The organism is Glutamicibacter sp. ZJUTW, from assembly GCF_008370855.1.
Classification (GTDB): domain Bacteria; phylum Actinomycetota; class Actinomycetes; order Actinomycetales; family Micrococcaceae; genus Glutamicibacter; species Glutamicibacter nicotianae.
Genome location: NZ_CP043624.1, coordinates 476,086 through 499,723, shown reverse-complemented (window position 1 = coordinate 499,723; position 23,638 = coordinate 476,086). Strand labels below are relative to the sequence as shown.

The following is a 23,638-nucleotide window of genomic DNA, read 5'->3' as shown; positions in this document are numbered from 1 at the left end:
ACGTAAAGTGAAAGCACTATGGTGCACGAATTTGATGCTTGGATGGACCTCGCCTTGGCTGAAGCGCGCAAAGCGCTAGCCACCGATGACGTGCCCATCGGCGCCGTTATCCTCTCCCCCGAAGGCGAAGTGCTGGCCACCGGCCGCAATGAGCGCGAGGCGGTCAAGGACCCTACAGCGCATGCCGAGGTGGTCGCCATCCGCAATGCGGTCAAGGCACTGGAAGCCACAGGGCAAGACGATGGCTGGCGCCTATCGGACTGCACGCTGGTGGTGACCTTGGAGCCCTGCGCCATGTGCGCCGGGGCCATCGTCCTTTCGCGCATTCCCAAGCTGGTCTTCGGGGCCTGGGACGAGAAGGCCGGGGCCTGCGGCTCGGTTTTCGACATCGTCCGTGAACCGCGCTTGAACCATTGGGTCGAGGTGTACTCGAGGGTCAAGGAAGACGAATGCGCAGAGCTGCTGCGTGAATTCTTCCGGGGCAAGCGCGGCTAGGAGCCGACGTTGATGTGTTTCGGAACACTTCAAGCCAAAAACAGCGTTCTCGTTTTTGTTTTCACCTGATGTTCGTTATAGAGTTATCAGGTCTGGTGACGTGTCCGAGCGGCCGAAGGTGCAACACTCGAAATGTTGTGTACGGTAACCCCGTACCGTGGGTTCAAATCCCACCGTCACCGCGTAGAATAGCCCCGGGATCCTTGTGATTCCGGGGTTTTTTCTTACCTAATTTTGGCTTGTTGCCTTAAATCCCGGATCTGTTGCCTTAAGGATCGGACAGCCGAGGACAGGGGTAGAAGTGGCGACAATACAGAAACGACCGCTCAAACACGGATATAGCTACCGAGTTGTCTGGCGAGAACCAGACGGAACACTTCAGCAGCGCACCTATCGCAACGATGAAGAAAAAGCTAAAGACCTCAAGAGCTTCTTAGACGCGAACAACAACAGCATGAACATCGCGCAGCAAGCGAAGCTAAGGTCGTTGTCCACCGCGCCAACTGTGCGTGAACTAGTGCAATACCATATCGATCATCTGGGCGGTGAGGTAGAGCCAGGAACAGTGCAGACTTACCGAGGAATGCTCAGGATCTACTTCACCGGTACAGGTATTGGGGAAACACCTATCGACGTTCTCACCACCAGCCAAGTGCGCACATGGTTCGATGAGCTAGATAGATCGCCCAAGACTAAGAAGAACGTTCATGCGCTCCTATCAGCCGCGATCCGCACCGAGCTACGTCAGGACAAGCCACGTGTCAAAGCCAACGTTGCTGAGGGTGTACGCTCCCCCAAGTCCGTCAAGAAAACCCGTGACCCCGTATTCCTAGAGAAGCACGAGATTCAAGCTCTCATAGACGCAATGCCAGATGAGGTGTATCGGCGTATGGTGGATCTGAAGGTTTACACCGGGATGAGGTTCGGTGAAATCACCGCATTGCGCCCCAGTCATATCACTGAGCGCAGAGGCCGGCTGATCATCTCCGTGCGCGAAGCCTGGAAGCGGCACGCCGGAAAAGAAGTTGGACAGCCGTTGGGCGCACCGAAAACCAACAAGGGCACTCGCAACATCACGCTTAGCAAGAGCGCAGCAGAACGCTTCAGGCCATGGCTGGACAGCATTGAAGGCGACAACCTAATCTTCACCGTCCCGTCAACTGGCACGCAGATCACCAGCTCTTACTTCTCTCGGATCATCTGGGCACCAGCAGTCGCCCCGTTGGTAAAAGCGGAGCGCGGCAAGCGTCCAGTGCTCCATGCGCGACCTACCCCGCACGACCTTAGGCACACTCACGCGTCAATGCTGATCGACGCCGGAAACGACTTCATGCGGATACAGGAGCGCCTTGGTCATGAGTCGATCACTACAACGATTGGAACCTACGGGCACCTGCGCAACGATGCTGATGCCGAGGCGGCGGACTCGCTGGACTAGCCACTTAAACAAAAATGAACCCCGCAGAATCTCTCTGCGGGGTTTGTTTATTGGTCGTAGTTGACTCGGATGTTGAGTCGTTGTGCGCCTTCTGGGACTAGTTTGAATGCTTCGTCGCGGGCGGTGTAGTAGTCGGCATGGTTGACGGACACTCGACCGTGTTCGCCGTCTTGCTCGTAGGTGACAATGACTTCCATAAGGCGAATTCTAGTCGGTTGTGGTGCCGGTTTCTTCTTGTTGGTAGACGGTCCATGGGTCTGCCCGGTATTTGATTTTCTGGTCTTCGTGTTCGTGCCAGTCGTGGTCGTCTTCGGTGGATAACCAGATACTGTCCGTGCGTCGGATGCGTATGGCGGCGGCGGTGGGTACCCATGCGACGTCGAGTTGGCCTGTGGTCACGTAGTCGCGGATCTTGAGTGGGTATTCGATGAACACTTGGCCGGGTATCCAACCAATAACCCTCGCATGGTATTTTCCGAGGTCTGGGCCGGTTACTTGCACGTATGGTCTGCGCCCTGGCTCATAACGTTGCATACGCTCGAAACGCGGGTCACGGTCAGTCATAACTTTATTGTGCCTTAACGAGGAAGAGACCCCGCTCGATATGAGCGGGGTCAATTCGTCTATTCAGCTACATGTTTGCCGGGTTCGTCCTTGGCGGGTACGAGCCAGCCGGCGATGATAACCAGCAGAGTGGTTACAGCGCCCTGCACTTCGCCGGGTGCGTCAATTCCGAATCCGGTGAGGACCCAGAAAATAATCGTGGTTAGCGCCGCCGCTCCTGCTGCCGCGCCGGTAACTGGTCCTACAGTACGAGATGCCATTTACTTCACTCCTCGGTTTGCTTTGAGATTCAGGTATCCAATTTCGGCGTTGACTGTCATTGCCTGCCGTTTGCCGTCTGCTTTGCCGTTGTAGAGGCGCTTACCATCGTCGCCCTTGGTGTCGTAGAGCTTGCGCTGCAGAGCCTTGATTGACTCGTTGCTGAAGTCACCGTCGAGCTTGAACCGCTTGGTGTCGTAGTAGCCTCGCCCGGTGCGTGGGTCTTCCAGTTTCGATAGCCACTTCTGAAGAGCTAGACCAAGATCCTTGTCCTTGTAGCCGATGGCTTTCATGAGTTCGCGCCATGCCGCATCGGACTGGACGGTGTGCTTGTCAGTGACCTTGAGTGGTTTCTCAGGCCACGCACCAGACTTATCCTTGGTTGGCTTAGGCTTGGGCTTTGGCTTTGATGCAACGGGGGTAATGGTTCCGCCGTTGATCTTCGCGGCGACAGATGCAAGCTTCTTCACGCCACCCTGTAGCTCGAAGTGCATTTCATCCTTGCGGCCGGCGTAGTCACCACCCCAACGCACAGCACCGTCAAGATCCGCCAGGATACGGCGGATAGAACGCACCTGTGCGCCGGAGAATGTGCCAGACAAGCCGAGACCATGCGCGGGTGCGTTGAAGTCCACAGCAGTGCCAGCAGAGTGCTCAGACGCTACGGACGCGCCACGCACAGGACGCTTGGCGTAACCCCAAGACCAGTCCTTGCGGATCTTCTCCACCTCGCTGTTGAAGCGCCGGCCAAGCTCGTTGAGGATCGTGTAAGCGTCACCGGAGCGGACTTTGCCGGTGATCCAGGGTAGGGATTTGAGTCGGTTAGAGCTGGGTTCGAGTACGTCCCAGCCGAGGCGAGTTAGAGCCATGCTTGCCACCTTTCGGGCATAAAAAATGGACTAGCAGTTTTGCTAGTCCTTGTCGTGTTTCTGTTGGTCTCGGTGCTTGCGTTGTTCTCGGATGATCGTGCACCCGAGCCACCCCACAACGAAGATGAGGATCGAATACAGTCCGAGGTAGATGTACGGTCTGCCAGGGAATGCCGGGAAGAACCCAGACAAGGTAGCCAGCAGGAGGATCGCTGACTGCACACCGAGCAAAGCCATGAGCACACGGCCGGCAGGGAAATCAGTCCAAGCGCCCTTAGTGATCCAGTTCCACCCGAACATCACAATCACCGTTTCCACCAGAACTATCGCCATGAGGATTGCTGTGGTTGGTTGAACTGTCATGCTGGCTTCCCCCTGAACGAGCGTGTAAGCCCCTCGCTGAAATGATTTTGCCGGTTGATTTCGCGTAGCTTCTCCGACTGCTGAGCCACTTCGCGTTGCATCTCCCTGACTGCGGCAAGCTCAATGTCAGCTTCGATCTTCGCTGCCAATGCTTCTTCAGCGTCGTTGCCTGCCTGCTTATGTCGCTTCCAGAAGATCATGTGGACTCACCAGCCCGGTTAGCGTCCTGAACTGCTGCCATGACCTTGGCGACGGTTTCCGAGATGACTGCTTGATCCCGGATAGTTTCAGCTTGAACCTGGATGATTTCTTGCTTTTTCGCGGCGGTGTCTCGCCACTGGTCGCCACGAGTTGTTTCCCGGTCTAGGGTTGCTTTAGGCACGAGCTTGCCTGAAAGGATCAACCACACGGCGAGCATGAGCATGCCTGACGGGGTGAGTGCACCTATCGCCGCCCAAGGTATCTGCTCAACCATGGCGCACCCAGGGCGGGTTACGGGACGGCTGAAAACATTGTGTAGGCATGAAACCTCCTAAGGGTTTCTGATACAACAAATGCCCCCACCCCTATAGGTGGAGGCCATATGTAACTATTCGATCTTGTTTGCGATGCCCCGTAGAACCCTAACCGCTAGAGAGTCTGAGTCCCCGCGACTGAGCCTGCCGGCCCGCCAGACGTTATCTAGTAATTGATTTCCTCATGCTGATTGATCATGAGAAGATCTAGGCATGCTACCCGAGGTTCATATCGCCATGTTTGGCCCCCTTCCTGACCAACCAACAGGACTTGCTATGTCAGTGCTTCGTCGCGCTCAAGCTTTCGCTAAAGTTGGGACCAAATCGATAATCCTTATCGACCAGTTCATCCCGGACATAGATCGTCATGTTGCAGGCTTGAAAGCCGACGGTCAACTCAGCGGTGGGATGATCGAAATTAGATCGATGCACTTGGATCTTGCGGGTAGGAAACCGCTCAGCGCGCCCCTGGACTACGTCACACCTAGAAATGACGAAGCCCCAGGGTGGGAGTATGTACAGGATTCAACCAGGCCAGAAGTATGGCGAGGGTACCTCGAAGGCGATTACCAACACTTCACTTGGATGCGTTCAGAAACGAACGTAAGCTTCATAGACCATCTGGTGAATGAAGGGCAAATCCGAGTAAACCGAACTTGGTACGACGAGCTGGGGCGGCCTTGCAAAATCGAACTCATGGACGCGAGAAACAAGCCGTACAAGATTCAGTATATGGACCTGCATGGCCGGGTGTACTTAGAGGAATCGGTCAACGGGTCTCCGAGGTACAGGCTGATTGGACGTGACAAATCGACCAATCATTTTAATTCATACGACGATCTGTACAATTATTGGCTCCGATCTTTCGTCTTTGCGTCTGCGGTGAAACCGACTCTTATATCTGAATACGGCAAGCGGAAGAAAGTTCTAAACTCATTAGCTGAAGACTTGGGCGCGAACGTTGTCTATACGTTCCACTCAAGCCATCTTGGTGCACCCTACACCTATGGCAGCCCCATCAGGCAAGACCAACGAGAATTCATTTCTGGCATTCGTGATCTTCCGTCTCTGGTTGTACTAACTAACGAGCAGAAGCTGGACTTGGAAAAACAGTTCGGCGCGTTGGATAATGTGCATGTTATCCCTCACCATGTACCAAAGGTAGAGTTGGATACTGTGCGGGACCCCAACAAGATTGTTCTTGTTGGACGGTTCGATGATGGCAAGGGCCACTCGGATGCGCTCAAGGCATTCAAAAGAATCCTTGAGCGCCATCCGATGGCTAGTCTGGAAATATACGGGCGTGGACAGACCGAAGATTCTATCCGCAAAGAGATAGCTGATTTGGGCATTTCCGAATCAGCCCGCATAATGGGCTTCACGAAAGATGCCGCCTCAGTTTTCGCGGGAGCGGCTGTTGCATTCGTACCGTCGAAGTATGAAGGATTTTGCCTCTCAATGATTGAGGCCATGTCTCAGGGGTGCGTTCCAGTAGCCTACGGTTTCAAATATGGTCCGTTAGATATTATCCAAAATGGTGTTGACGGATTCATTGTTGCTCCGGGCAACATCTCTGAATTGGCCGATTCATGTTCGTTCCTCCTATCGAACGATTCAGTGCGAGAGAATATGAGCGACACCGCGAAGAAGGTCATCCAACGATTCTCTGAAGAACGCCTGATCTCTGAATGGTCGTACTTATTCGAAAAGATCGGGGTAACAGGCCTGCTATAAGGTAGGTCCCGCCCCGGCAAGTCATTACCAAACCGGTGGCGTGACAACTACCAAATAGTGAGGCCGCGATCATGAATCTCGACCCCACTATTTCTACGTGTACTGGATGTTGCCGTAGGAGGTTCCGGTACCGGTCAGTGCTGCTAGACGGGTTGTTACGCCCTCGATCCGGTTGTCCAAAGTAACCCTCGTGTTGGTCGAGCCTGAGCCACCAACACCAGTGATAGCGAACGGCAAACTGTCCGCCGCAACACTGTTCGAAGAAACCAGACCTGCGTCGGAACCGGAGAACAGGATGCCAGTCGCTGAAGCTAGACGGCACGGATTGATCACCTTATTAGAAATAATTTCGAATCCGAGAGTCGCATTAACTCCGATCCCGTGGGTTCCGGCGTCGATAATAGAGTTGTTTTCGACGTGGACATTCGAGGCAGGGAAAACATCAACCGAACTGCTGTTGTCAGCACGAACACCATACTGGGCTGTGTCCCGAATGTGATTCCTTGACACAATCACGTCTTGCGAGGCTGCAATGGTGATCCCGTGTATGGCTTGCCCGCCAATATTGTGCTCTACGATGACTCTCTTGCTGAGCATGACGCGGATGAACTCGTTTGGTGTGCGCCCAGCATCGGTTCGCACACGCGTGTTTCCGGTGATCTTGACGTCGCTAATCCACCCCCATGCGCCGTCAACGCCTGATCTGGTTGTCCCTAGCACACTAATATCTGTGGTCACAGTGTTGGTGAAGGTGTTGTCACAGATTGTCAGGTCTGCTGGATTTTCGCGTGTTGGTGCTGTCACCCAGTCACGCAACGTCGTGTCCCATGCCTTAGCTGAGGTGAAGTTGTTGGCCCGGATTCCGAGCTGGCATCGGTTGAATCGGTTGTCCCTGATCGTGACGTTTTCCCACGTGTACACGGATATGCCCATGAATGTGCATCCGTCGAAGTCGCAATCGGTGATGTTGATGCCACCGGTTAGCAGTCCTCGTGAGCGGTTGATTGCACCGTGGTTTCCTACGCCAGCCGGGTATGCCTGAGTTCCAGGTGTGCCCGAAGCGCCGAAGAAGCATTTGTCGCTGATCGTGATGTTTCGGGATGCAGCACCGTTGATATCTGCGCCCCAGGAGATGTTGTCATCGTCGGATGGGCCGATCTGGATTGCTTCGGTGTATCCCCTGGATTGGTCGGCGGTTCCGTCGATGAAGCCCCTGAATTGGCACCTTTGGACACTCAAACCCTCAACACCGTTGATATCTAGGCAGTGGTTTGTGACCACGTCTTTTACTGTGACATCTCTGAATGTGATGTTTCTTGCGGCGATGAAGTAGAAGCAGTTGTATCCGCCGGGCGTGTAGGCCTCGGTTTGGACACTGCCGTCCCAGGTGCCTCCTTCGATGGTGATGTTCCCGTAGCCCGAGTAGGGGTCGTTAGTGTTGGCGAGTGGGCTGGTTCCGTCCTGTGGCGTGTTCACCCCACCCCACGACAAGCCAATGCGCTGATAGACCACGCCAGGCGCAGATCGGAACTTCAGGTTTCGTGGGAAATAGAATTTTCCGACCCTGTACGGCTGGCCGAAAGTTGGGAGCGGGACGAAAAGTTCTCCACCACCAAGGTCACCAATATGGTCGAGTGCAGCCTGGAACTTCGCGGTTTCGTCCGTGCCGTCACCTTTGGCACCGAAGTCAGCTACATTAACTGTCAGCTCTCCGCGCTTGGTGTAGCGGTTATCTGCTGCGACCTGTACAGCTGAATCTGGTGCATTGAAAAGGACGCTGACTGTGTTGTCAACACCCTCATTAGTCACCCAACGTGCGTCACCAGCGGTTTGGGTGAGCGTGTCACCCTGCACGAGAGTAGCGACCACCTCATCAGCAGGCGCCTCAACTAAACTGGCGGCCTGCTGTGCAGCTGCTGCCGCATCCTGAGCGTCGGCACGTGCCACGGTCGCGGAGAGCGCTGAAGCGCTAGCATCCTCAGAAGCAGTGAGCGCCTGCTGTTTGATCCCTTGGAAGGACTGCACCACACCAACCAAGCCAGCAGCAGTCCACCCGACCTCATCAAGTTCAGCGTAGAACACGCCGATGAAACCTTTATCATTCGTGGCCATCGGGTTGTCAACTTGTAGGCCCTCAGAGTCGGTCAGAGAAATAGGTGCACGATTCGGGTCGGCAGGATCGAAAATAGTCAGCTCAGAATTGGCCGCAACATTCTGCGTATCCGTAGGGTCAATCGCAAAAAGCCCCGGGTAAGGGAATGTCATGGGGTCTCCTTAAATGAAAAGAGACCCCATATTGGAGTCTCTAAAAAGTGTTTTGAGTTTGGAAACAACGATTAGTCCACGAAGTACATGCCGCCTAAGCTGTACTCTCGGCCCGCTTTAATTTCTTCACCGGGTGCGACGGCTGTGAGGGTTACGTCACCATTAGGGCTGATCGTCCCGGAGGCCACCGGGCCAACGACTCCGCTAGATAGCGGCATCCAGTCATCAGCTGGTCGGGATGGCACTGGGGCTGTAGCGATCTTCGTGTTTTCGATATTGCCATTTGACGGGTTATCGACAGTTCCGCTCTTCACACTGAAGCGGACACGGAATTGACACATACCGTTCTTTACCCGGTAGACCATGTAAGAACCCGATCCGCCAAAGTTAGGCGCGAAACCTGAAGTGGTTCGAACCCAACCAGAGTCCGAAACCGTGCCTACTCTCTGCCAAACAGCCGTACTATTCACGCCGACCGTACGCTGCCATAAGATACCGTCCACGTTGACTTCCGTGCCGATCGCGCCAGTGTAAGACCGTACAAGGTCATGCTTAGCAAAGAGCATCCCACCGTTACGTGACCACACTCGAAGATCAACGATCTCCTGAACTGCGGTAGATCCTGCCATCACGCGAACCAATGCGAGTGGCTGATCATCCAACACGCCAGGAGTCCCCATATTTCGGCCAGAAGGAATTTGCTTAGCAGAGCTCCCCTTCACCACCGCAACAACGGTCGAACCGCCAGGCGGGGTCCAGTCTCGACGCAAAACGATCAGATCCCACCGAGAGCCGGTGGTGACCGAATCCAGAAGAACACTCACCGCACTATCTGACACGTCAAGAACACCCATACCCCACGCAGTGCCCGGAGCCACCGCTACGGCGCGATCACCGGCAATAATAGACGTGGCGAAATCCCCAGCACGATCCACGCCATACTCAGACACCCCAACCTTAGACACCATCTGCGCCCACTGTGTTTCATCAACAGTGCCGTCATAGCCAATAGAAACAATTGCCATTACTGACTCACTTTCAAATTTGTGGTGACCTTTTGGATTGCCCGAACACGCTTAGCAAGAACAAGATCCGGGTCGTCACTGCGCTCGCCGACAGCAGGAGAAATTTGTAGGCCTTCATCATGCGACCAGCGAAACGGTGCTTCACGAAGAATGTCAGTGATCATGAGGCCATCAACATCAACCGTGATCTTGTCGCCCACCTGATAATGCTGGCCATACCTGAACGATTCCGACTGCACCAGCTCAGCAGTCAACCCAAATTTAGGTGCGCCATCCTCTAGAACTTCGGCCATCCGACCGCTAATCTCGGCAGGATCGTCCGTATCTCTCGCATCAACAAAACTCTCCACCGCCCACTTATAAGACGACTCAAGAGCCGTATCGATAGTCTGTAATGCTGTGCGCAGATCGCCCACGCCCTGCCCACCAGCAACAACCCGCGTCACAGTCGGACCAGCATTCGACCAAGACCACTTCGTAAGGTTGCCCGACAGGACAGACAAAGGCTTCCGCACCGTCTGCTGCTCACGCACATCAACAACAATCTGCGAATCATACTGAGCAACGTCCACGATCAAACCAGCCTGCTCAAACGGGGTCATTAGCCGGTCCGCAATAGGATGCCACCGGAACTGAACCCCACCAGGAATCACATTCCCACGATTCAAATTAGGTGCAACAGACAAGACCTCCGGGAAGCGCCCCTTGTTAGCGTTGAGAACATCTTTCAAAATCTTCTCCGCACTACCCGAATACTTCGCATAAGCCTGCCCCTGCGAACCAATAGGCGCAGCAGGGTTAGGCCATGCCAACCAATCCCAGAGAATCCGAGCATCAGACTTCACGGTGAGCGTGATAGAAGCGTCACCCGGCCCAGCGCCCTGCGCACTCACCACAGGGCCACTAAACCGAATAACACCCGGCACATCAATCACAAGACGAGCGCCCGCCTGCATCGCATCAGCCACCCTAGGCCGATGTGGAGCAATCGTCACAAGGGCCTGCCCCACACCATTCGCCACCGGGAAAAACTCAACCGACGAAGCACCGCCAAGAGAACCTTGACGAACCATATTCTTGTCATACACGAGAATTTGCAGGTCATCGCCAAGCATGCATTACCCCCAAGCCCGATAGAAGCGCGGAACAATCGTCGCGTGAACCGTTCCAGTGCCCGCCATGGACAAATTCAACGGCATCGACTTGCCAGAAGGGATCGGCGTGAAACCATAATCACCAAGATCGCCAGTCACATCAACACCGTTGACCAACGCCGTCTGATCGCGAGGGTCACTATCTAAAACAAACTTCGAACCAGCACCAACCGACGCAACATACGACACCTGCCGAGCCCCCACTCCCAAAGCAATCTGAGTAAACGGACCCTCAACTTCCCACACCGGCCACGCCTCAACATCGCCGGCATTCGTAAATGACGCCGAAGACAAAACCGAACCAGAGTTAATATTGAACAACTGCTCACCAGTCACCTTATGGAAAAAGAGTTTCGTCTCAGGCTGAGCCCAAGCACGACTAACAGGTTCCCCATACCAGAACGGATCATCAGCAACCAGCGTTATGCCGTAGTGAGCCCACCCGAAATAAAACGGGTCACGTTGCATAGCGCCATCAACAGCCTTGAACCGGGCGCTAATCGTCCTAACGCCACCCGGAGTCTCAACACTCAACGTACCCAGCTCTCCGGGCTTGAGTGTGGCCCAGAACCGAGCGTCCATATCATGCCAAGCCTGAGACGCTCCATCGGCATACAAGTAGATAGGCAAGAAAATCTCTCGCGCTATAACCGTATGCCCACGATATTCCTGGCCATGGACGAAAGGCGACAGAGCAGAAACCCAATCTTGACGCTCAGGAGAACCGAGGCCCTCAATGCCATCCTGCTTAATGAACACACCCTGCCGCCAGTTCGTCAGGTCAAACGCGTCCCCATTAGCTCCCGTCCACACAATTTTCACGCGTGAACGGAAGCTAGAGGTTATCGGAGGCGGCATGGATGGAACTGCATAAACTAAACCAAGCACCAGTACCTCCTAGAAAATACCCGCCAAAGTATTCGCACGACGCTTACGCTTTTCAGCCGCTTCGAATATTTCATTAGGGTCATACCCAACATTGCCCAAGTAGTATTTGTCTCCACCACTCAGCCCGCTGGCAACATGGTTTGCAAGCTTCGCCATAGAATCCCACTGACTGTTCGACAATATAGCTTCTGGTTTACCGGACGCATTCACGATCGAGCTAAGACCAGTCGGCAACACACCACCACTGTCATACAGATACGACATGAAGTTGAACGGCTTACCACCATTCCACAACTCCGCATGCAAGTGAGGGCCAGTAGACCGACCAGTATTACCCGAAGAAGCGATGCGCTCGCCGGCCTTCACCTCGTCGCCTGGCTTCTTACCCCAGCCACTCAGGTGGCCGTAGTACGACGACAGCCCGTTCGCGTGATCAACAACCATGCCCTTACCAGTACGCCCAGCAACAGCATTCCAGCCGATCTTGCGGACAACACCATTCAGCATCGCCCGAACAGCGCTACCGATACCAACCGCGAAGTCAATACCAGCGTGAGGGTAACGCCCACGCGAAGCACCAAACCCGGAAGTAATCGGACCATTAGCAGGCTTCGCGAACGAACCCAAAGGCCCGTCATAGAACATCGCCCCACCATCAGATGAAGCCTGACTATCCTCACCCTTCAACCACGAAATTGCACCCTCAATAGCCTTCTTCGCCAGCCCGGAAGCCATACCACCGAAACCCTGCGAACCAAGATCACCACCAAGATTGTCCAGGAGAGGATTGAGCACCCACTCGGCAGCCTTAGCCAGACCGCCACGCACCCAATCCAAACCCTTCTTCATCGTGTCGCCAACCTTGCGAGCAGCAGTCTTGATACCCTCGCCCAAGTTCCCCCAGAAGCCACCAATTCCCGCGTGAGCAGGAGACAGCACCCCGGCAGCGTTCAACCCGTCAAAAGCGCCCGCAGGAGCCTGAGACTGACCAGCAAGCATCGCCTGAGTCTCCGAAGCCGTGTAAATGCGACCAGGGTTAGCGAAATTAACCAGCTCAGGCCCTTCTTCACCGACCAGAGCCCAGCCACCCTTATGCAAGCCACCCTTGGCGAACGCCGGGATCTCGTTAGCGGCATCTAGCTTGTTGATGCCGACAATGCCTGCAACCTTGTTGAACACCTTGCGGATACCGTCGTTATACACGGTGCCGATGACGAAGTTGATCGGCTTGCGGACAACGTTCGCGACACCCTTCCAAATCCGGTCAATCGCATCCTTAGCCGTTTGGAAAGCGCCCTTGAAGTCACCCTTCAGGACTTGCATGATCGTGTCGAAAATCGGTTTGATACCATTCGTCCACACGTTACGGATAATCGTCTTGATCCCATTCCAAACAGGATCAATAACGTTATCCTTCAGCCACCTGAACGCCGGCCCCAAGGTGTTCTCCAAGAACCCCTTGATCGTATTGAAGATCGGCTTGATAACGTTATTCCACGCACCCCGGATAATGGTGCCGATGAAGTTCCATACAGGGCGGATAACTTTCTCATACAACCACTTGAACGCAGGACCAAGAACATTCGTCAAGAAGAACTTGATCGCGTTGAACACTGGTTTGATCCACGCGTTCCAGTGATTGGAAATCGCTTCACGAATCCACTGCCACACCGGTTTGATAACACTGTCCCGGAACCAAACGAACGCCGGAGCCAGCACGTTTTTCACGAACCGGCCGATCGCATCAAACGCCGGCTTGATCACGCGCTCCCACGCAAACTTCACCGCATTCTTAATGCCAGTCCACGCCGCATCAATAATCTTCCGCGCCGTCTCATTGTTGTTGTACAGCCAAACAAGCGCACCAACCAACAAAGTGATCGCAGTGATAATCAAACCGATAGGATTAGCCCGCATCGCAGCGTTCAAACCCTTCTGCGCCACCGTCGTCGCCGCATACCAAGCCTGAATCGCCTTGAACGCAGCCATCGTCTTAGTAATCGCGAAGTAGGTCGCCAAACCACCAGCAGCAGTAGCCAACACCGGAACAAAACCAAGGATCGCGTCCTTGTTCTCAGTAACCCAAGTAGTGAAGTTTCGGAGCGCGCCACCCAACTGCTGGCCAATGACCTTGCCCAGCTCCTCAACCGGCCCCATCCAACCCTGGAAGGCGTTGAAGAACGACGTCACCTGCGGGTAAATATCCTGAATGAGGTTCGCACCAAAACGACCAACCGCAGCCATCGAGTTATCAAAGGCACCAGAGAGCGTCTTGCCCGATTCCTGAGCAGCGCCACCCATGCCCTGAGTCATAGCTCGTTCGAAGACCGCGAAATCAACGGCACCGCTAGAAGCCATCTCAGCCGCTTCCTCAGCAGTGACACCCATCTCCTTAGCGATCAGCTGCAACGCCGGCACACCAGCGTCATGCAACTGGCCAATGATGTCCATTTGGACTTTGTTAGACGCCGCCGCCTTAGCGAAGATTGCGCCCATCTGGTCGATGCCTACACCGGCGATCGTTGCCGAGTCACCAACAAGAGTTAGCGTCTTCTGCAAGTCCTGTCCCGGCTTGATACCGGAAGCGACCAACTGCGCGGCAACAGTCGCAGCGTCACCCAGACCAAAGGCAGTGCCCTTCACGGCGGCGTTAGTGTTCTGCATGATCTGCTCAACCGACTGCGCCGAATGCCCCAACCCGGTTAGCGTTGCCTGCGCCTGCTCAATGGACTTGAGTCTGCCGAAGCCCTTAGTCAGCGCAGTACCAATAGCAACCGCGCCACCAGCAAGACCGGCAACAGCTGCACCCTTTAGGGCTTGACCTACTCGCCCGCCAGCTTGCTTTACTGGCGCGGAGTCACCTAGTCCGCTGATCTCCTTGCCAGTTTCGCGTTGCAGTCCCTTGAATGAAGGTGTCACAGCGATTTCGGCGATTCCGATTACAGCCATATGGGGACCTCCGTGGAACGCAAGAAAGCCACCCCGATAAGGAGTGGCCTCACAGAATATTTAGTTACTTACCGAACCCGAACATTGACTGCATCTCGCGGAACAAGTTCAAATCCTGACGCTCACGCGCCCGATCAATAGCCGTCTTCGGAGTCGGGAACGGCTTAACCTGCTTAGGCTTACCCCCACCAGAAGCAATCACCGTCTGCGAAAGAAGCTTGATCTCATTGATCAAAGACACCAGCAACATATTCGAAAGGTTGAACTCCGCAACCCGAGGCGACCAAGCAGGACGCTCAGCATCATCCTGATCACTGAACTTCACCAGCTCATCCGCCGCCTCATCATCCTGAGCAATCGCCTCATTCAGTCGGGAAGCGGACGGCAACTGGTCAATCAGCTCTAGCAGAGCTTCCCAGCGTCCGTCCGCCACCCACTGCGCCAAGTCCACACGGTATACCTCTAGGAGGTCGGCGCGGATCTCAGCCTTGAACCGGCTCAGGAGACCGGCTAGGCGTTGCCTTTTCCCGCATCACCCAACGAACCCTGGAAGTGAGCCATTACCCGCTTAGTCAAAGCCTCGTGCGTGCGGATAGGAAGATCCTCGTCCCGATACTTCTTGAAGTCCGCCTCAGACAGGATCTCCTTCAACAAGTCCAGATCATCAGCGTCACCACGCTGAGAAGCCTCATACAGGTCCATGATCCGCTGACGCTCAGACAGCTTGAACCCAAACGGGTCCTTGAACGTGATCCGCTTGTTCTTCGATAGAACAACGGTGAAGGGTTCCGGCTTGCGGATCTCCTTCTCAAGGTCGGACAGGACAAGATCAATCTTTGGTGAATCAGTCATTTGGTGTTCCCCCGGATGTGTTGTTGTTTAGTTACTTCTTGGCAGGTGCAGCAGGCTTAGCTTCATCAACCAGCTTGAAGCCCTGCGACTTCAACGCCGTAATCTCAGAAGGAAGCTTGGTGGTGACCTTCAAGTCACCCTTAGTAAGAGTTGCCATGATTAGACTCCTAAGTCAGTGCCCCGGATAAAGAATGGGTGCGCCACTCCGGGGGAAATGGCGCACCCAAAAATGTGTTAGACAGCCTGGGTGTAACCCAAAACGTCCTTGTACTTCACAGCACCAGTGCCGCCGAGATAATGGCGGACAGGTGCGCCAGTCTCGTCATCGCTGAAGACTGAGAAGGTCAGCTCCTGAGAAACCGCGCCCTCCTGCCCCCAAACTTCTTCACCAGTGCCGGTCAGCTTCACAGCAGGGAAACCCTTACCCATGATCCATTCCTCATCCGCTGGGCCGTCAGCACCAACAACGATGAGGCGGTATTCCTTGGAGTTCGGCAGGTCAGGCTCATCGAACACAACCTCACCCGTAGCGGCATCCTGAGTCTCAGTGATGACGGTGCCGTACTTGAGCTCCTGAATTTCCTTGCGGTTCGACTCAAGCGCAGTCACGGTCACCGAACGTGGGACGGTCGTGATGTCAGTGCGGACCGGAGAGCCGTAACCGAGGGCGTTGATGTCCTCAGTCTCGATCTCACGGGCGAAAGTCCAACCATCAGGAGACACCAAACCAACACTGATAGCGCCCGGAGTAGCACTGAAATCAGTCAGCGAACCAGTGGTATACAAACTAGTCGGAAGCGGTGCGGTAGTCGGAAGCAGAAAAGCATACGCCTTCTGGATCTTGCGCACCATTGAACGATGATCCGCGTTCTGCCGGATCTCTTCTACAGTTGCCAAAATAGGCTCCTTAAATAGGAAAGGCCACCCAAGGGTGACCAAAGAATGAATGTTTAGTAGTTAGAGAATCGGCCTAGAAGTGACCGACAGCATGAGCGTCGCCATGCTCACCGTCTCGTGATACGGGATCTGCGTGGGAACCTGATCAGCTTTGATATTGTCGATGAACCCCGCCGGCGTATCAATGTTGTCGCCCACCAGCTGGGCACGCATCGACTTAGCAATATCAAGCGGATCGTTATACGGCCCATAGATTTGGATGCGCACACGCTCAACCTGATCCACATAACCCGGTGGCCCACCCTCACCAATGACCAGCGCGAACGGCTCACTGTCGAATGAGGTCAACGGCAAGTAAGTTCCAGCGCGAACCTGCTTGCCAGCGAACACCTTCGAATCAATCAGATCCAAAACAGCCTGCACGCTATCAGGGAAAACAAGAACCTCAGCCACGACCAGACTCCATCCCCATCAGCACGTCAACCATCACCATACGGCGAATAGCATCACCAGACCCCGGCTTCACCTGAACAACGGCAGCACCAGCACGATCCTCATGCTTCCAACCAGCCTTCACCGTGCGCTTCTCCGCCGTGTACTCCCCCTTCGGGTCATACTGCCGGCCAAGAGCAGCACCACGCTGAGCAGCCTGCAAAGCAAGATCACCCAACGCCGACGACTGACCAAGTTCGCGTAGCCCACGATCATCAGCCATGTACTTGCCCTTAGACCCAGGAACCTTATGCAAAGCCACTATGCAGCACCTCGCCTCAATGGAACCTCGACACCCATCGGCCATACTTTCGGATCACCATCAACCATCCACTCAACCCCATCAGGAGTACGAACACGATCAGTCGAAAGAAAAACGAAAGACGGCTGAGGGTCACGGTAAAGAACCGCCGAAGCATCCACCAGATCAGCACGATCAACAGGCTCCGAAGTGGAACGCGGACCAATCAGACAACCCGCAACCGGCAACTCAACCACCGGCAACGGATCACCACGATCATCACGCCCACCACCACGAATAACCACAACATCAACACGCCAATAAGCAGGGAAACGAGAAACTATACCCATTGCCAACCACCACGCTGATAATGCTGGCTATACGAGGACGAAGACGGGATCATGTCAACCATGAACGCACGCTGTCCAGACTTGTTCCCTTGCAAAGCAGACAGTTCGTCATCAGTCAGAATCAAACCGCCAGGCGTATCGCCACCAAAAGTAGTTGACTCGGAAAACGCGCCAGTAGTTTGCTGAATGGAGCGCCGGCCATCAGGATTACGGAACACGCGAGTGACCATCGAGATAACAATGTCACGCACCGTGTCCAGCAGATCAGTAACAGGTGGCACCAACTCCGCCTCAACATCAAGGCGGCTCTGCAAATCAGGAACCTCACGTCGGATAAGACGCTCAGCCATACCAATCCAAGTATCAACTTTTGTCAGATCAGTTGGCGCGCCGTCACCAATCCACGCATTCAGAACGTCCTCAGCAGTAGTCCAAGCCACGGCTCACCACCAACCTAACCAGATTTACGGGAACGACTCTTGCGTGTCGGTGTAGGTTCATCCTCAACAGGATCAACAACAGGTTCTGCCACCACACCCGGCGACGATTCACCCCAAGCCTTAGCCTGAGGTGAATCGTCGTTGACCGTAACGGTCACGCCAGTGTGCGGATCAGTCACCTTGATCCGAGCCAAAATTAGGCTCCTACAACACCGGTCAGGCGTGCGTAACGGTTCACGTCACGAACGATGAAACCGACCTCGATCTCGCAGATGACCGAGAACATGTTGTCCTGACGGCCAGCATGCTTCAGGGAGCCATCAGCGTTGAAGATTGGGCCACCGTACTCTTCGTACTTGATGCCCTCAACGGAACCCCAGTAAGCGGTGTTCCAGTCACCGGCGAGGCCCAAGGTCTCGTCAGCACCAACACCACCTGCTGGCTGGTAAACATTGCGCGACTTGTAAACATCGCGGCCCAGAAGCGAACCGATGGAACCATCAGCCTGCGGGTTAGAGGTGAACAGTGGGCGGTTGTTGCCGTCCACTTCGCCCAATACCTTGATCTCACCCTGTGGCGAGAGGCCCCAAGCGGTAACGTCTCCGCCAGCAGCAGATACGGACGACATAGCGCCCAGCAGGCCCGAGTAGACCGAGCCAGCGGTATTGATGCTTACTTCAGGCGCGGTTGCGAGAGTGTCAAAGTCGCCAGTTGGCGCTCCGATACCATGCAATGCGGCGTTGTCGAAGGTCTTGGCAATAGCGCCGGCCATGCGAGGGCGAAGCACGTTGAACAGTGCAGCCTTATCTCGACGGAACTCATCCGAGAAGGATTCAGTCAACGCGATCTTGTATGCGCGCATGGTCTTGGAGCCAAAAGTAGGCTCAACGTTAGGCTTACGATCAGTCTCACCAACGAACGACGCAACGCCGTCACCAGTGATGATCTGAATAGTCTTACCCTCGCCTGGCAGGTCAGTGCGGGCTGCACGCTGCATGACGAAAGACTGTTCCTGAGCACCGGCCCAGATCTCAGCGGAAACCTGTGGAGGTAGCAGTACACCTGCGGTAGTGCGGTTGGTATTTACACCAGCCATGATTGTTCTCCCTTATTTAGAGATTGCGGAAGCTGTTTTCCGACCACTGCGCGAACTCATCTGCCACAGACTGTGGACCAGAAGTGTTGACACGCTTCAGGGCGGGCGAGGAAGGGGCAGAAGGTTTCTGCTCTCCCCGGAATTCGATCAATGCATCAGCAGACGCTTCCAGCTCTTCACGAGTGGAACCGGCAAGAAGGTTCAAGGGCACGCCCTTAGTGGCTGCAACCTCAGAACGTAGGGCGCGAGATTCAAGCTCAGCGGCCTTCGCTTCAGCGGCAGCAAGCCTTTCAGCCTGCTTCTCGGATTCGGTCTTGTTCGCTTCTTCAATCTCAGCAAGCTTCGCGGCCTGAGCACGCAACTCGTCATAGTCCCCATACTTTTTGTGGGTACGAGCAACAGCCGTATTGATGATACGGTCTAGTTCTTCCTGAGAAGTTGGAGCTTTGAACTCAACTTCGACAGCGTCTGCTTCTTCTCCCGCTTGTGCGGTAACTTCAGTGTTTTCGGACATGCCGAATACACCCCTTTCCGTTTTCGCCCCGTCGGGCATTTATTGGACCGTGCTAACGTGCACGTAACCGCTTCGCAGGAGAACTGCGGAAGTCTATTTCACGCCAAGGTCTAGGCGCATCGCAGCCAGAATGTCTGCGGTGCGTTCCTTGGGGTTTCGGGCTTCGCCTTCGGCGTTGACCCATTCGTACTTGTTCTTGAGTCGTTCCTTAGTGCTAACGTCAGTGACCTTCAGGGTCAGGCCGTCGTTCACCTTGTCCGCCGATTCACGGTAAGCCTCATAGTATTTATCGGCACCCTGCTGCAATTGCACATAGTTTTTCTCGGTGACAACAACAATCTCGCACCGGCAAAAATCGTGGAAGTCCTCACCCAAAGCGCGAGAGCCGCGAGTCTTGACTCCAAGGGCTTGTCCGCCACTTTTTCGGATCGCGTTCCCTCTTGCGTTATAACCCAAGATCGTCGCTTCAACAGGAAGCCCGCGCCCGCCCACAACGCCGGCAGATTCGGTGGAAGTGTATTCAGCAAACCGACTCGCCAGCATCCCGCAAAATGCGCAGCAACCAGGCTTAGGGACACGCTGAGCACTCGTAGGAACCGACTGTATCGACGCGTTGCCGATCATCGTGTCAGCCGCGAACTCAGTAAGCCGTTTAGTCAGACCACCCGCGATCAGCGAGTACGCCAGCATCATCCCGCCACGCTCCATAACGCGATCAGACAGCCCAAACCCAGCAAGCGCAAACCACGACTGCGCAGGAGGCAAAGCAAGCGTCTCAGGAGCTACAGGCTTCTTCACTTCCTGTAGATCCATCAGCTCGCCACTAAACACCGCAGCAACTTCACCAGTTGCCGACGCATACTGATTACCAAGCGCCGGCAACAAGTCCATCATCGCTTCACGCTGAACAGCCGGCGACTCATCAGCCACCGCACGCATGATCTTGTCCAAATCAACCAAAGCCGCATCAGACAAAGCCCCACGAAGCAACGAATAACTCTGCGTCACGCTATAAGGAATCAGCATTACGCCCCCTGGTTATTCGAACCCGCCTGCTGAGCATCAACCACGTTCGAAGGCGGTTGCTGATTATTCAAAATGCGATCAACCAGAGTTGAAACGCCACCCTTACGCCGATCAGCAACAACACGATCAATCGTCAACTGATCAAACCCGAGCAGCTCCAATGCGACCTCAGATTCAGGAGGCAATACTCCTACCTGAATCATCTTCATAATCATGTCGCCCTGAGCGCTCTTAGATTCGTACATCGGGTTACGCCACTTAGTTGAAAGGAGATCCAACTCTTCAGGCACAGCGCCGTCGCGGATCTGAACCGCCATGCGAATCGCATCAACCCATGCAGCCCCAAAAGGTTCATGGGCTGACTCAGCATCAGCAGCCAACTCCAAATACTTAGCCTTGATAGCCTCTTCTGAATCAGGGTTGTCGCCAATGAGGCCGAGCGTGTGCGTAGGAAGTGAAGTCTCGCCCGAGAACTTAGCCGCAATCATGCGGAACATATCCACATGCGGCTGCATCGTCATTTGGGAGAACTGGCCTACTGTAGGTTTCTCGTCATTTTCTGCATCATTGCCGAGCACCAAGACGCGACCAGTAATAGCCGACCAAGCATCCACCGGGCGACCATCAGGGCCAACGAAAGCACTCTCATCAGCACCCAGAATGTAACGCTGCGGTGAGCTATAGAACTCAGCAGATACTTCCATACGCAACGAAGTGCGAATAGCCTCATCCGTAATCCGCATGACACCCTGAGAGATCCGTGAACGCCCAAAAGGATACTCCGGAGACGAATCATAAGAGATCATCACGACCGGGCAACGCCCAAGGGTATGTTCAACCGTCTCAGACTTCCAGCGAGAACCATCAAACTTAGCTGTTACAACTTTGTCTTCAAGGAAGAAGATCAGCTCAGTGATATTTCCGGCGTCAGACTCAGTGACAGTAACAGCCGCATAAGTCCTGCGCCGGTTAGCATCCCAAAGCGCAGTCGTAGTCAGCGGCGACAGGGCCCGAATAACAACCTCAGGCTCACCGTCACCACCCGCCAAAACAGCGACAAACGAAACACCATAAGTCAAAGCTGACATATGCGCGTGATGAGACTCAATGCCAAGCTTATTCTCAGCCCACAAGCGATCAATACCGAAAGCCGAACCCTCAGCACCAGGAACCGCGAAGCCATCAAACTTCACACGAGAAGCAAGAGCCTTCACCGCCTTATAAGGCCAGCCAAGCGCAGTCTCAAAGTTCTGCAACTGCGGAGGAATCGCAATACCCAAATGCTGAACATACTGCTTAGCCTCAAAGTATCGGCGGCGAGTAGCGTTGATCGCCTTCGAATCTTCCAACTGCTTCAAGCACTGCCCGAGCAAATCACGCTCATCCTCGGTAATTCCAGGAATGTTCAGAACAGAACTCAAGACAGCACCACCATTCCCTTATGACCATCACCGGGCTCTTTAGCCTTGCGGTTCTTACCAAATTTCACAGCCCCGAAGTGAGCACAAACAGCACTCATCAACGGGGTCAAATCAATATCAAGATCATCGCGGGTAAATGCCCACGCGCCAGCCTTGCCAACAGGCTTCTTAGTCGCACCAGCAACCGAATCATTCAACTCAGCTTGGCCAAAATGGGTCACAGTGCCTTCCTTCACAGCATCATGCAAGCCCATGCAAGCCTGCGGGAACTCATTACCACTCAGAACCCGCACGAAGCACTTCTCCTGCTTCAAAGGAGCCTCAAAAACACGAGCAGGACTATAAGCATCAATGACAACAGGGATACGCCGGCGAGCCGTCTTCTTGATCCACTTCAACAACTCGTCCGAACCCCCCTCCGTATACGCTTCCGTCTCGGTAAGCTCCACATGCAAACCATCGTCAGTGAAAAACGCGAAAGACACCGAAACCCACGTACGATCCGGATTCATATCAATCCCAATCGCCGCAATCGGCCAATCATCCGACGGATTCTCAATCGCACACGCCTCCCACTTACCCGCAGGAAAAGCAACACGACGATTCGAAATCTCATCCCAAATACCCATCGCCTCACGCAAGAAAGAATCCTTCGTGAGCTTGCGACGCATACGAAGCATCGCCTTTTCCTTAGTGCGCGACGGGTACGACGGGTTAGCTTTACGCCACTGCTCCCGATCATCAGGATCAGCTTTAGGATCAGCACTGAACTCGATATACAACGAATCGTCACTATCACCAGACAACGCTGCACGTCGAGCTTCCTCGAAAATCTCCGACTGATCAATAGGCTTCGGAGGCGTGCCAATCATGATCGTCAAAGCATTAGGAGAAGCATTCTGCGCCGGAATCATGTCATCAACAGCACGCTCAGTAAGGATCTGAGCCTCATCGAAAACAACAATGTCCACCTTCGTGAAACCACGGCCAAAACCACGCTCACGAGCACCAAACACCACACGAGAACCGTTAGAAAACTCAATCTTCTGCTCGGTCCCATTATCCGGCGTACGGTCAATATGCGGGGCCATCTGCGCAGTGGAGGCCATCGACTTCATACCGTCGAACGTTTCGTCAGCCGTGTCCTTCTTATGAGCCGACCAAGTAACAGTCAGCCCCTTATGCTTGATGCACAGCGCAAAGACGATCCAGCCGATCATAAATGTCTTCCCGACCTGCCTGGGGATGCTCATGGTCACGCCGCCAACAGTGCAAGCGTAGAAACCATCAGAATCCTTCGAAAGGATCAACTGGCCAGCACCCTGCTGCCAATTATCAAAGACAATGCCAAGCTCAGCCAAAGTGTCACGCACAGAAGGCCATTCGGTCGAAACAATCCCCTCCGGGATAATTACGTGCCGCGCCAGATCGTGAAGCTTGTCAGACCGCTCTCGGGTCGAACTTCGCGTCATCAGTATCAGCCGCCTTACCAAGAGCATCCGGCTTATCGGCTAGCTCTAATTCCTCAATCTCCTTCGAGATCGCCATCTGCCGAGTAACCAACGACGCAATCTCGCGAGCCAAAGTATTCGGATGCTCAATATGCGCAGACACGATTCGACGCAACGCATAAAGTTCATCAAGCCTCGTACCATGCGCAATCGCATCAGCGAGACTCATAGGCTCCAACGGCACATCATCATCAGTAGCAATCCGAACAGGAGGAAGTTGCTTCTTGCCAGCCATAAAGGATCACCTCCAAGGTGTGGATGAACCGATGCCATCTGTGGAA

29 protein-coding genes and 1 tRNA gene are annotated in these 23,638 nt (G+C 54.4%); 4 read left to right on the top strand and 26 right to left on the bottom strand.

Annotation, left to right across the window (positions count from 1 at the left end):
• Positions 1–18 precede the first annotated feature (18 nt).
• From tadA to F0M17_RS02470, 3 genes are all read left to right on the top strand, one after another.
• Positions 19–495: a tRNA adenosine(34) deaminase TadA gene (tadA, locus tag F0M17_RS02480; RefSeq protein ID WP_073707459.1), complete on the top strand. Its 477-nt coding sequence runs from the start codon at positions 19–21 to the stop codon at positions 493–495.
• A gap of 94 nt (positions 496–589) precedes the next feature.
• Positions 590–677, top strand: a tRNA-Ser gene (locus F0M17_RS02475).
• A gap of 119 nt (positions 678–796) precedes the next feature.
• Positions 797–1,933 (top strand): site-specific integrase, encoded by a 1,137-nt coding sequence (locus tag F0M17_RS02470; RefSeq protein ID WP_149596321.1) that lies wholly within the window; start codon positions 797–799, stop codon positions 1,931–1,933.
• Between the two features lie 47 nt (positions 1,934–1,980).
• Here the strand turns inward: F0M17_RS02470 and F0M17_RS17360 are convergent, their stop codons facing one another.
• The 7 genes from F0M17_RS17360 to F0M17_RS02440 all read right to left on the bottom strand — a co-directional run bounded on the left by F0M17_RS17360 (position 1,981) and on the right by F0M17_RS02440 (position 4,462).
• Positions 1,981–2,130 (bottom strand): hypothetical protein, encoded by a 150-nt coding sequence (locus tag F0M17_RS17360; RefSeq protein ID WP_168201929.1) that lies wholly within the window; start codon positions 2,128–2,130, stop codon positions 1,981–1,983.
• Positions 2,131–2,140: 10 nt separating this feature from the next.
• Positions 2,141–2,368, bottom strand: a complete 228-nt coding sequence (locus F0M17_RS17575; RefSeq protein WP_210416688.1) for a hypothetical protein — start codon at positions 2,366–2,368, stop codon at positions 2,141–2,143.
• Positions 2,369–2,556: 188 nt separating this feature from the next.
• A complete protein-coding gene (locus F0M17_RS02460) occupies positions 2,557–2,757 on the bottom strand; it encodes a hypothetical protein (RefSeq protein ID WP_149596319.1) in 201 nt (66 codons plus the stop codon).
• Positions 2,758–3,624, bottom strand: coding sequence for a M15 family metallopeptidase (locus tag F0M17_RS02455; RefSeq protein WP_149596318.1), 867 nt, complete (start codon positions 3,622–3,624; stop codon positions 2,758–2,760).
• A gap of 42 nt (positions 3,625–3,666) precedes the next feature.
• Positions 3,667–3,987, bottom strand: a complete 321-nt coding sequence (locus tag F0M17_RS02450) for a hypothetical protein (RefSeq protein WP_149596317.1) — start codon at positions 3,985–3,987, stop codon at positions 3,667–3,669.
• Complete coding sequence (locus F0M17_RS02445; protein WP_149596316.1) at positions 3,984–4,187, bottom strand: hypothetical protein; 204 nt, start codon at positions 4,185–4,187, stop codon at positions 3,984–3,986. Before F0M17_RS02445 ends, F0M17_RS02450 begins: the two co-directional genes overlap by 4 nt.
• Complete coding sequence (locus tag F0M17_RS02440) at positions 4,184–4,462, bottom strand: hypothetical protein (RefSeq protein ID WP_149596315.1); 279 nt, start codon at positions 4,460–4,462, stop codon at positions 4,184–4,186. The genes F0M17_RS02445 and F0M17_RS02440 overlap by 4 nt, the downstream gene beginning before the upstream one ends.
• A 253-nt stretch (positions 4,463–4,715) precedes the next feature.
• On the opposite strand from F0M17_RS02440, the gene F0M17_RS02435 reads away from it, so the two are divergent.
• Positions 4,716–6,236, top strand: a complete 1,521-nt coding sequence (locus F0M17_RS02435; RefSeq protein ID WP_149596314.1) for a glycosyltransferase — start codon at positions 4,716–4,718, stop codon at positions 6,234–6,236.
• A 93-nt stretch (positions 6,237–6,329) separates the two neighbouring features.
• On the opposite strand, the gene F0M17_RS02430 is transcribed toward F0M17_RS02435, so the two are convergent.
• From F0M17_RS02430 to F0M17_RS02345, 19 genes are all read right to left on the bottom strand, one after another.
• On the bottom strand, positions 6,330–8,501 hold the full coding sequence (locus tag F0M17_RS02430) for a right-handed parallel beta-helix repeat-containing protein (RefSeq protein ID WP_149596313.1): 2,172 nt from the start codon (positions 8,499–8,501) through the stop codon (positions 6,330–6,332).
• Between the two features lie 71 nt (positions 8,502–8,572).
• A complete protein-coding gene (locus tag F0M17_RS02425; RefSeq protein WP_149596312.1) occupies positions 8,573–9,526 on the bottom strand; it encodes a hypothetical protein in 954 nt (317 codons plus the stop codon).
• Entirely contained in the window at positions 9,526–10,641 is a 1,116-nt protein-coding gene (locus tag F0M17_RS02420) for a hypothetical protein (RefSeq protein ID WP_149596311.1), read from the bottom strand. Before F0M17_RS02420 ends, F0M17_RS02425 begins: the two co-directional genes overlap by 1 nt.
• A gap of 3 nt (positions 10,642–10,644) precedes the next feature.
• Positions 10,645–11,568 (bottom strand): hypothetical protein, encoded by a 924-nt coding sequence (locus F0M17_RS02415; protein ID WP_210416687.1) that lies wholly within the window; start codon positions 11,566–11,568, stop codon positions 10,645–10,647.
• A 9-nt stretch (positions 11,569–11,577) separates the two neighbouring features.
• Positions 11,578–14,517, bottom strand: a complete 2,940-nt coding sequence (locus tag F0M17_RS02410; RefSeq protein WP_149596309.1) for a peptidoglycan DD-metalloendopeptidase family protein — start codon at positions 14,515–14,517, stop codon at positions 11,578–11,580.
• Between the two features lie 64 nt (positions 14,518–14,581).
• On the bottom strand, positions 14,582–14,968 hold the full coding sequence (locus tag F0M17_RS02405; RefSeq protein WP_149596308.1) for a hypothetical protein: 387 nt from the start codon (positions 14,966–14,968) through the stop codon (positions 14,582–14,584).
• 59 nt (positions 14,969–15,027) lie between these two features.
• Positions 15,028–15,369, bottom strand: coding sequence for a hypothetical protein (locus tag F0M17_RS02400; RefSeq protein WP_149596307.1), 342 nt, complete (start codon positions 15,367–15,369; stop codon positions 15,028–15,030).
• A gap of 31 nt (positions 15,370–15,400) precedes the next feature.
• Entirely contained in the window at positions 15,401–15,526 is a 126-nt protein-coding gene (locus F0M17_RS17745; protein ID WP_256370191.1) for a hypothetical protein, read from the bottom strand.
• 77 nt (positions 15,527–15,603) lie between these two features.
• On the bottom strand, positions 15,604–16,266 hold the full coding sequence (locus F0M17_RS02395) for a hypothetical protein (protein WP_149596306.1): 663 nt from the start codon (positions 16,264–16,266) through the stop codon (positions 15,604–15,606).
• Between the two features lie 60 nt (positions 16,267–16,326).
• A complete protein-coding gene (locus F0M17_RS02390) occupies positions 16,327–16,719 on the bottom strand; it encodes a hypothetical protein (RefSeq protein WP_149596305.1) in 393 nt (130 codons plus the stop codon).
• Entirely contained in the window at positions 16,712–16,981 is a 270-nt protein-coding gene (locus F0M17_RS02385; protein WP_149596304.1) for a hypothetical protein, read from the bottom strand. Before F0M17_RS02385 ends, F0M17_RS02390 begins: the two co-directional genes overlap by 8 nt.
• Before the next feature lie 38 nt (positions 16,982–17,019).
• Positions 17,020–17,349: a hypothetical protein gene (locus F0M17_RS02380; protein ID WP_149596303.1), complete on the bottom strand. Its 330-nt coding sequence runs from the start codon at positions 17,347–17,349 to the stop codon at positions 17,020–17,022.
• Positions 17,340–17,789: a Gp19/Gp15/Gp42 family protein gene (locus F0M17_RS02375; protein WP_149596302.1), complete on the bottom strand. Its 450-nt coding sequence runs from the start codon at positions 17,787–17,789 to the stop codon at positions 17,340–17,342. The genes F0M17_RS02380 and F0M17_RS02375 overlap by 10 nt, the downstream gene beginning before the upstream one ends.
• Before the next feature lie 196 nt (positions 17,790–17,985).
• A complete protein-coding gene (locus F0M17_RS02370) occupies positions 17,986–18,885 on the bottom strand; it encodes a phage major capsid protein (RefSeq protein WP_149596301.1) in 900 nt (299 codons plus the stop codon).
• A gap of 16 nt (positions 18,886–18,901) precedes the next feature.
• On the bottom strand, positions 18,902–19,399 hold the full coding sequence (locus tag F0M17_RS02365; protein WP_149596300.1) for a DUF4355 domain-containing protein: 498 nt from the start codon (positions 19,397–19,399) through the stop codon (positions 18,902–18,904).
• 93 nt (positions 19,400–19,492) lie between these two features.
• Positions 19,493–20,425 carry a hypothetical protein gene (locus F0M17_RS02360; protein WP_149596299.1) on the bottom strand — a complete coding sequence of 311 codons (933 nt, stop codon included), beginning with the start codon at positions 20,423–20,425 and terminating at the stop codon, positions 19,493–19,495.
• The gene (locus F0M17_RS02355) at positions 20,425–21,846 is read right to left on the bottom strand and encodes a phage portal protein (RefSeq protein WP_149596298.1); all 1,422 of its coding nucleotides are present in this window, start codon (positions 21,844–21,846) and stop codon (positions 20,425–20,427) included. The genes F0M17_RS02360 and F0M17_RS02355 overlap by 1 nt, the downstream gene beginning before the upstream one ends.
• A complete protein-coding gene (locus F0M17_RS02350) occupies positions 21,843–23,318 on the bottom strand; it encodes a terminase large subunit domain-containing protein (RefSeq protein ID WP_149596297.1) in 1,476 nt (491 codons plus the stop codon). The genes F0M17_RS02355 and F0M17_RS02350 overlap by 4 nt, the downstream gene beginning before the upstream one ends.
• Positions 23,287–23,592 (bottom strand): hypothetical protein, encoded by a 306-nt coding sequence (locus tag F0M17_RS02345; RefSeq protein ID WP_149596296.1) that lies wholly within the window; start codon positions 23,590–23,592, stop codon positions 23,287–23,289. Before F0M17_RS02345 ends, F0M17_RS02350 begins: the two co-directional genes overlap by 32 nt.
• Positions 23,593–23,638: the final 46 nt, after the last annotated feature.

Excerpts from the sequence above, each read along its gene's own strand:
- tadA (WP_073707459.1), top strand. The coding sequence starts at position 19 with ATGGTGCACGAATTTGATGCTTGGATGGACCTCGCCTTGGCTGAAGCG.
- F0M17_RS17360 (WP_168201929.1), bottom strand. The coding sequence starts at position 2,130 with ATGGAAGTCATTGTCACCTACGAGCAAGACGGCGAACACGGTCGAGTG.
- F0M17_RS02460 (WP_149596319.1), bottom strand. The coding sequence starts at position 2,757 with ATGGCATCTCGTACTGTAGGACCAGTTACCGGCGCGGCAGCAGGAGCG.
- F0M17_RS02455 (WP_149596318.1), bottom strand. The coding sequence starts at position 3,624 with ATGGCTCTAACTCGCCTCGGCTGGGACGTACTCGAACCCAGCTCTAAC.
- F0M17_RS02450 (WP_149596317.1), bottom strand. The coding sequence starts at position 3,987 with ATGACAGTTCAACCAACCACAGCAATCCTCATGGCGATAGTTCTGGTG.
- F0M17_RS02445 (WP_149596316.1), bottom strand. The coding sequence starts at position 4,187 with ATGATCTTCTGGAAGCGACATAAGCAGGCAGGCAACGACGCTGAAGAA.
- F0M17_RS02440 (WP_149596315.1), bottom strand. The coding sequence starts at position 4,462 with ATGGTTGAGCAGATACCTTGGGCGGCGATAGGTGCACTCACCCCGTCA.
- F0M17_RS02435 (WP_149596314.1), top strand. The coding sequence starts at position 4,716 with ATGCTACCCGAGGTTCATATCGCCATGTTTGGCCCCCTTCCTGACCAA.
- F0M17_RS02430 (WP_149596313.1), bottom strand. The coding sequence starts at position 8,501 with ATGACATTCCCTTACCCGGGGCTTTTTGCGATTGACCCTACGGATACG.
- F0M17_RS02425 (WP_149596312.1), bottom strand. The coding sequence starts at position 9,526 with ATGGCAATTGTTTCTATTGGCTATGACGGCACTGTTGATGAAACACAG.
- F0M17_RS02420 (WP_149596311.1), bottom strand. The coding sequence starts at position 10,641 with ATGCTTGGCGATGACCTGCAAATTCTCGTGTATGACAAGAATATGGTT.
- F0M17_RS02410 (WP_149596309.1), bottom strand. The coding sequence starts at position 14,517 with ATGGCTGTAATCGGAATCGCCGAAATCGCTGTGACACCTTCATTCAAG.
- F0M17_RS02400 (WP_149596307.1), bottom strand. The coding sequence starts at position 15,369 with ATGACTGATTCACCAAAGATTGATCTTGTCCTGTCCGACCTTGAGAAG.
- F0M17_RS17745 (WP_256370191.1), bottom strand. The coding sequence starts at position 15,526 with ATGGCAACTCTTACTAAGGGTGACTTGAAGGTCACCACCAAGCTTCCT.
- F0M17_RS02385 (WP_149596304.1), bottom strand. The coding sequence starts at position 16,981 with ATGGCTGATGATCGTGGGCTACGCGAACTTGGTCAGTCGTCGGCGTTG.
- F0M17_RS02380 (WP_149596303.1), bottom strand. The coding sequence starts at position 17,349 with ATGGGTATAGTTTCTCGTTTCCCTGCTTATTGGCGTGTTGATGTTGTG.
- F0M17_RS02370 (WP_149596301.1), bottom strand. The coding sequence starts at position 18,885 with ATGGCTGGTGTAAATACCAACCGCACTACCGCAGGTGTACTGCTACCT.
- F0M17_RS02365 (WP_149596300.1), bottom strand. The coding sequence starts at position 19,399 with ATGTCCGAAAACACTGAAGTTACCGCACAAGCGGGAGAAGAAGCAGAC.
- F0M17_RS02360 (WP_149596299.1), bottom strand. The coding sequence starts at position 20,425 with ATGCTGATTCCTTATAGCGTGACGCAGAGTTATTCGTTGCTTCGTGGG.
- F0M17_RS02350 (WP_149596297.1), bottom strand. The coding sequence starts at position 23,318 with ATGACGCGAAGTTCGACCCGAGAGCGGTCTGACAAGCTTCACGATCTG.
- F0M17_RS02345 (WP_149596296.1), bottom strand. The coding sequence starts at position 23,592 with ATGGCTGGCAAGAAGCAACTTCCTCCTGTTCGGATTGCTACTGATGAT.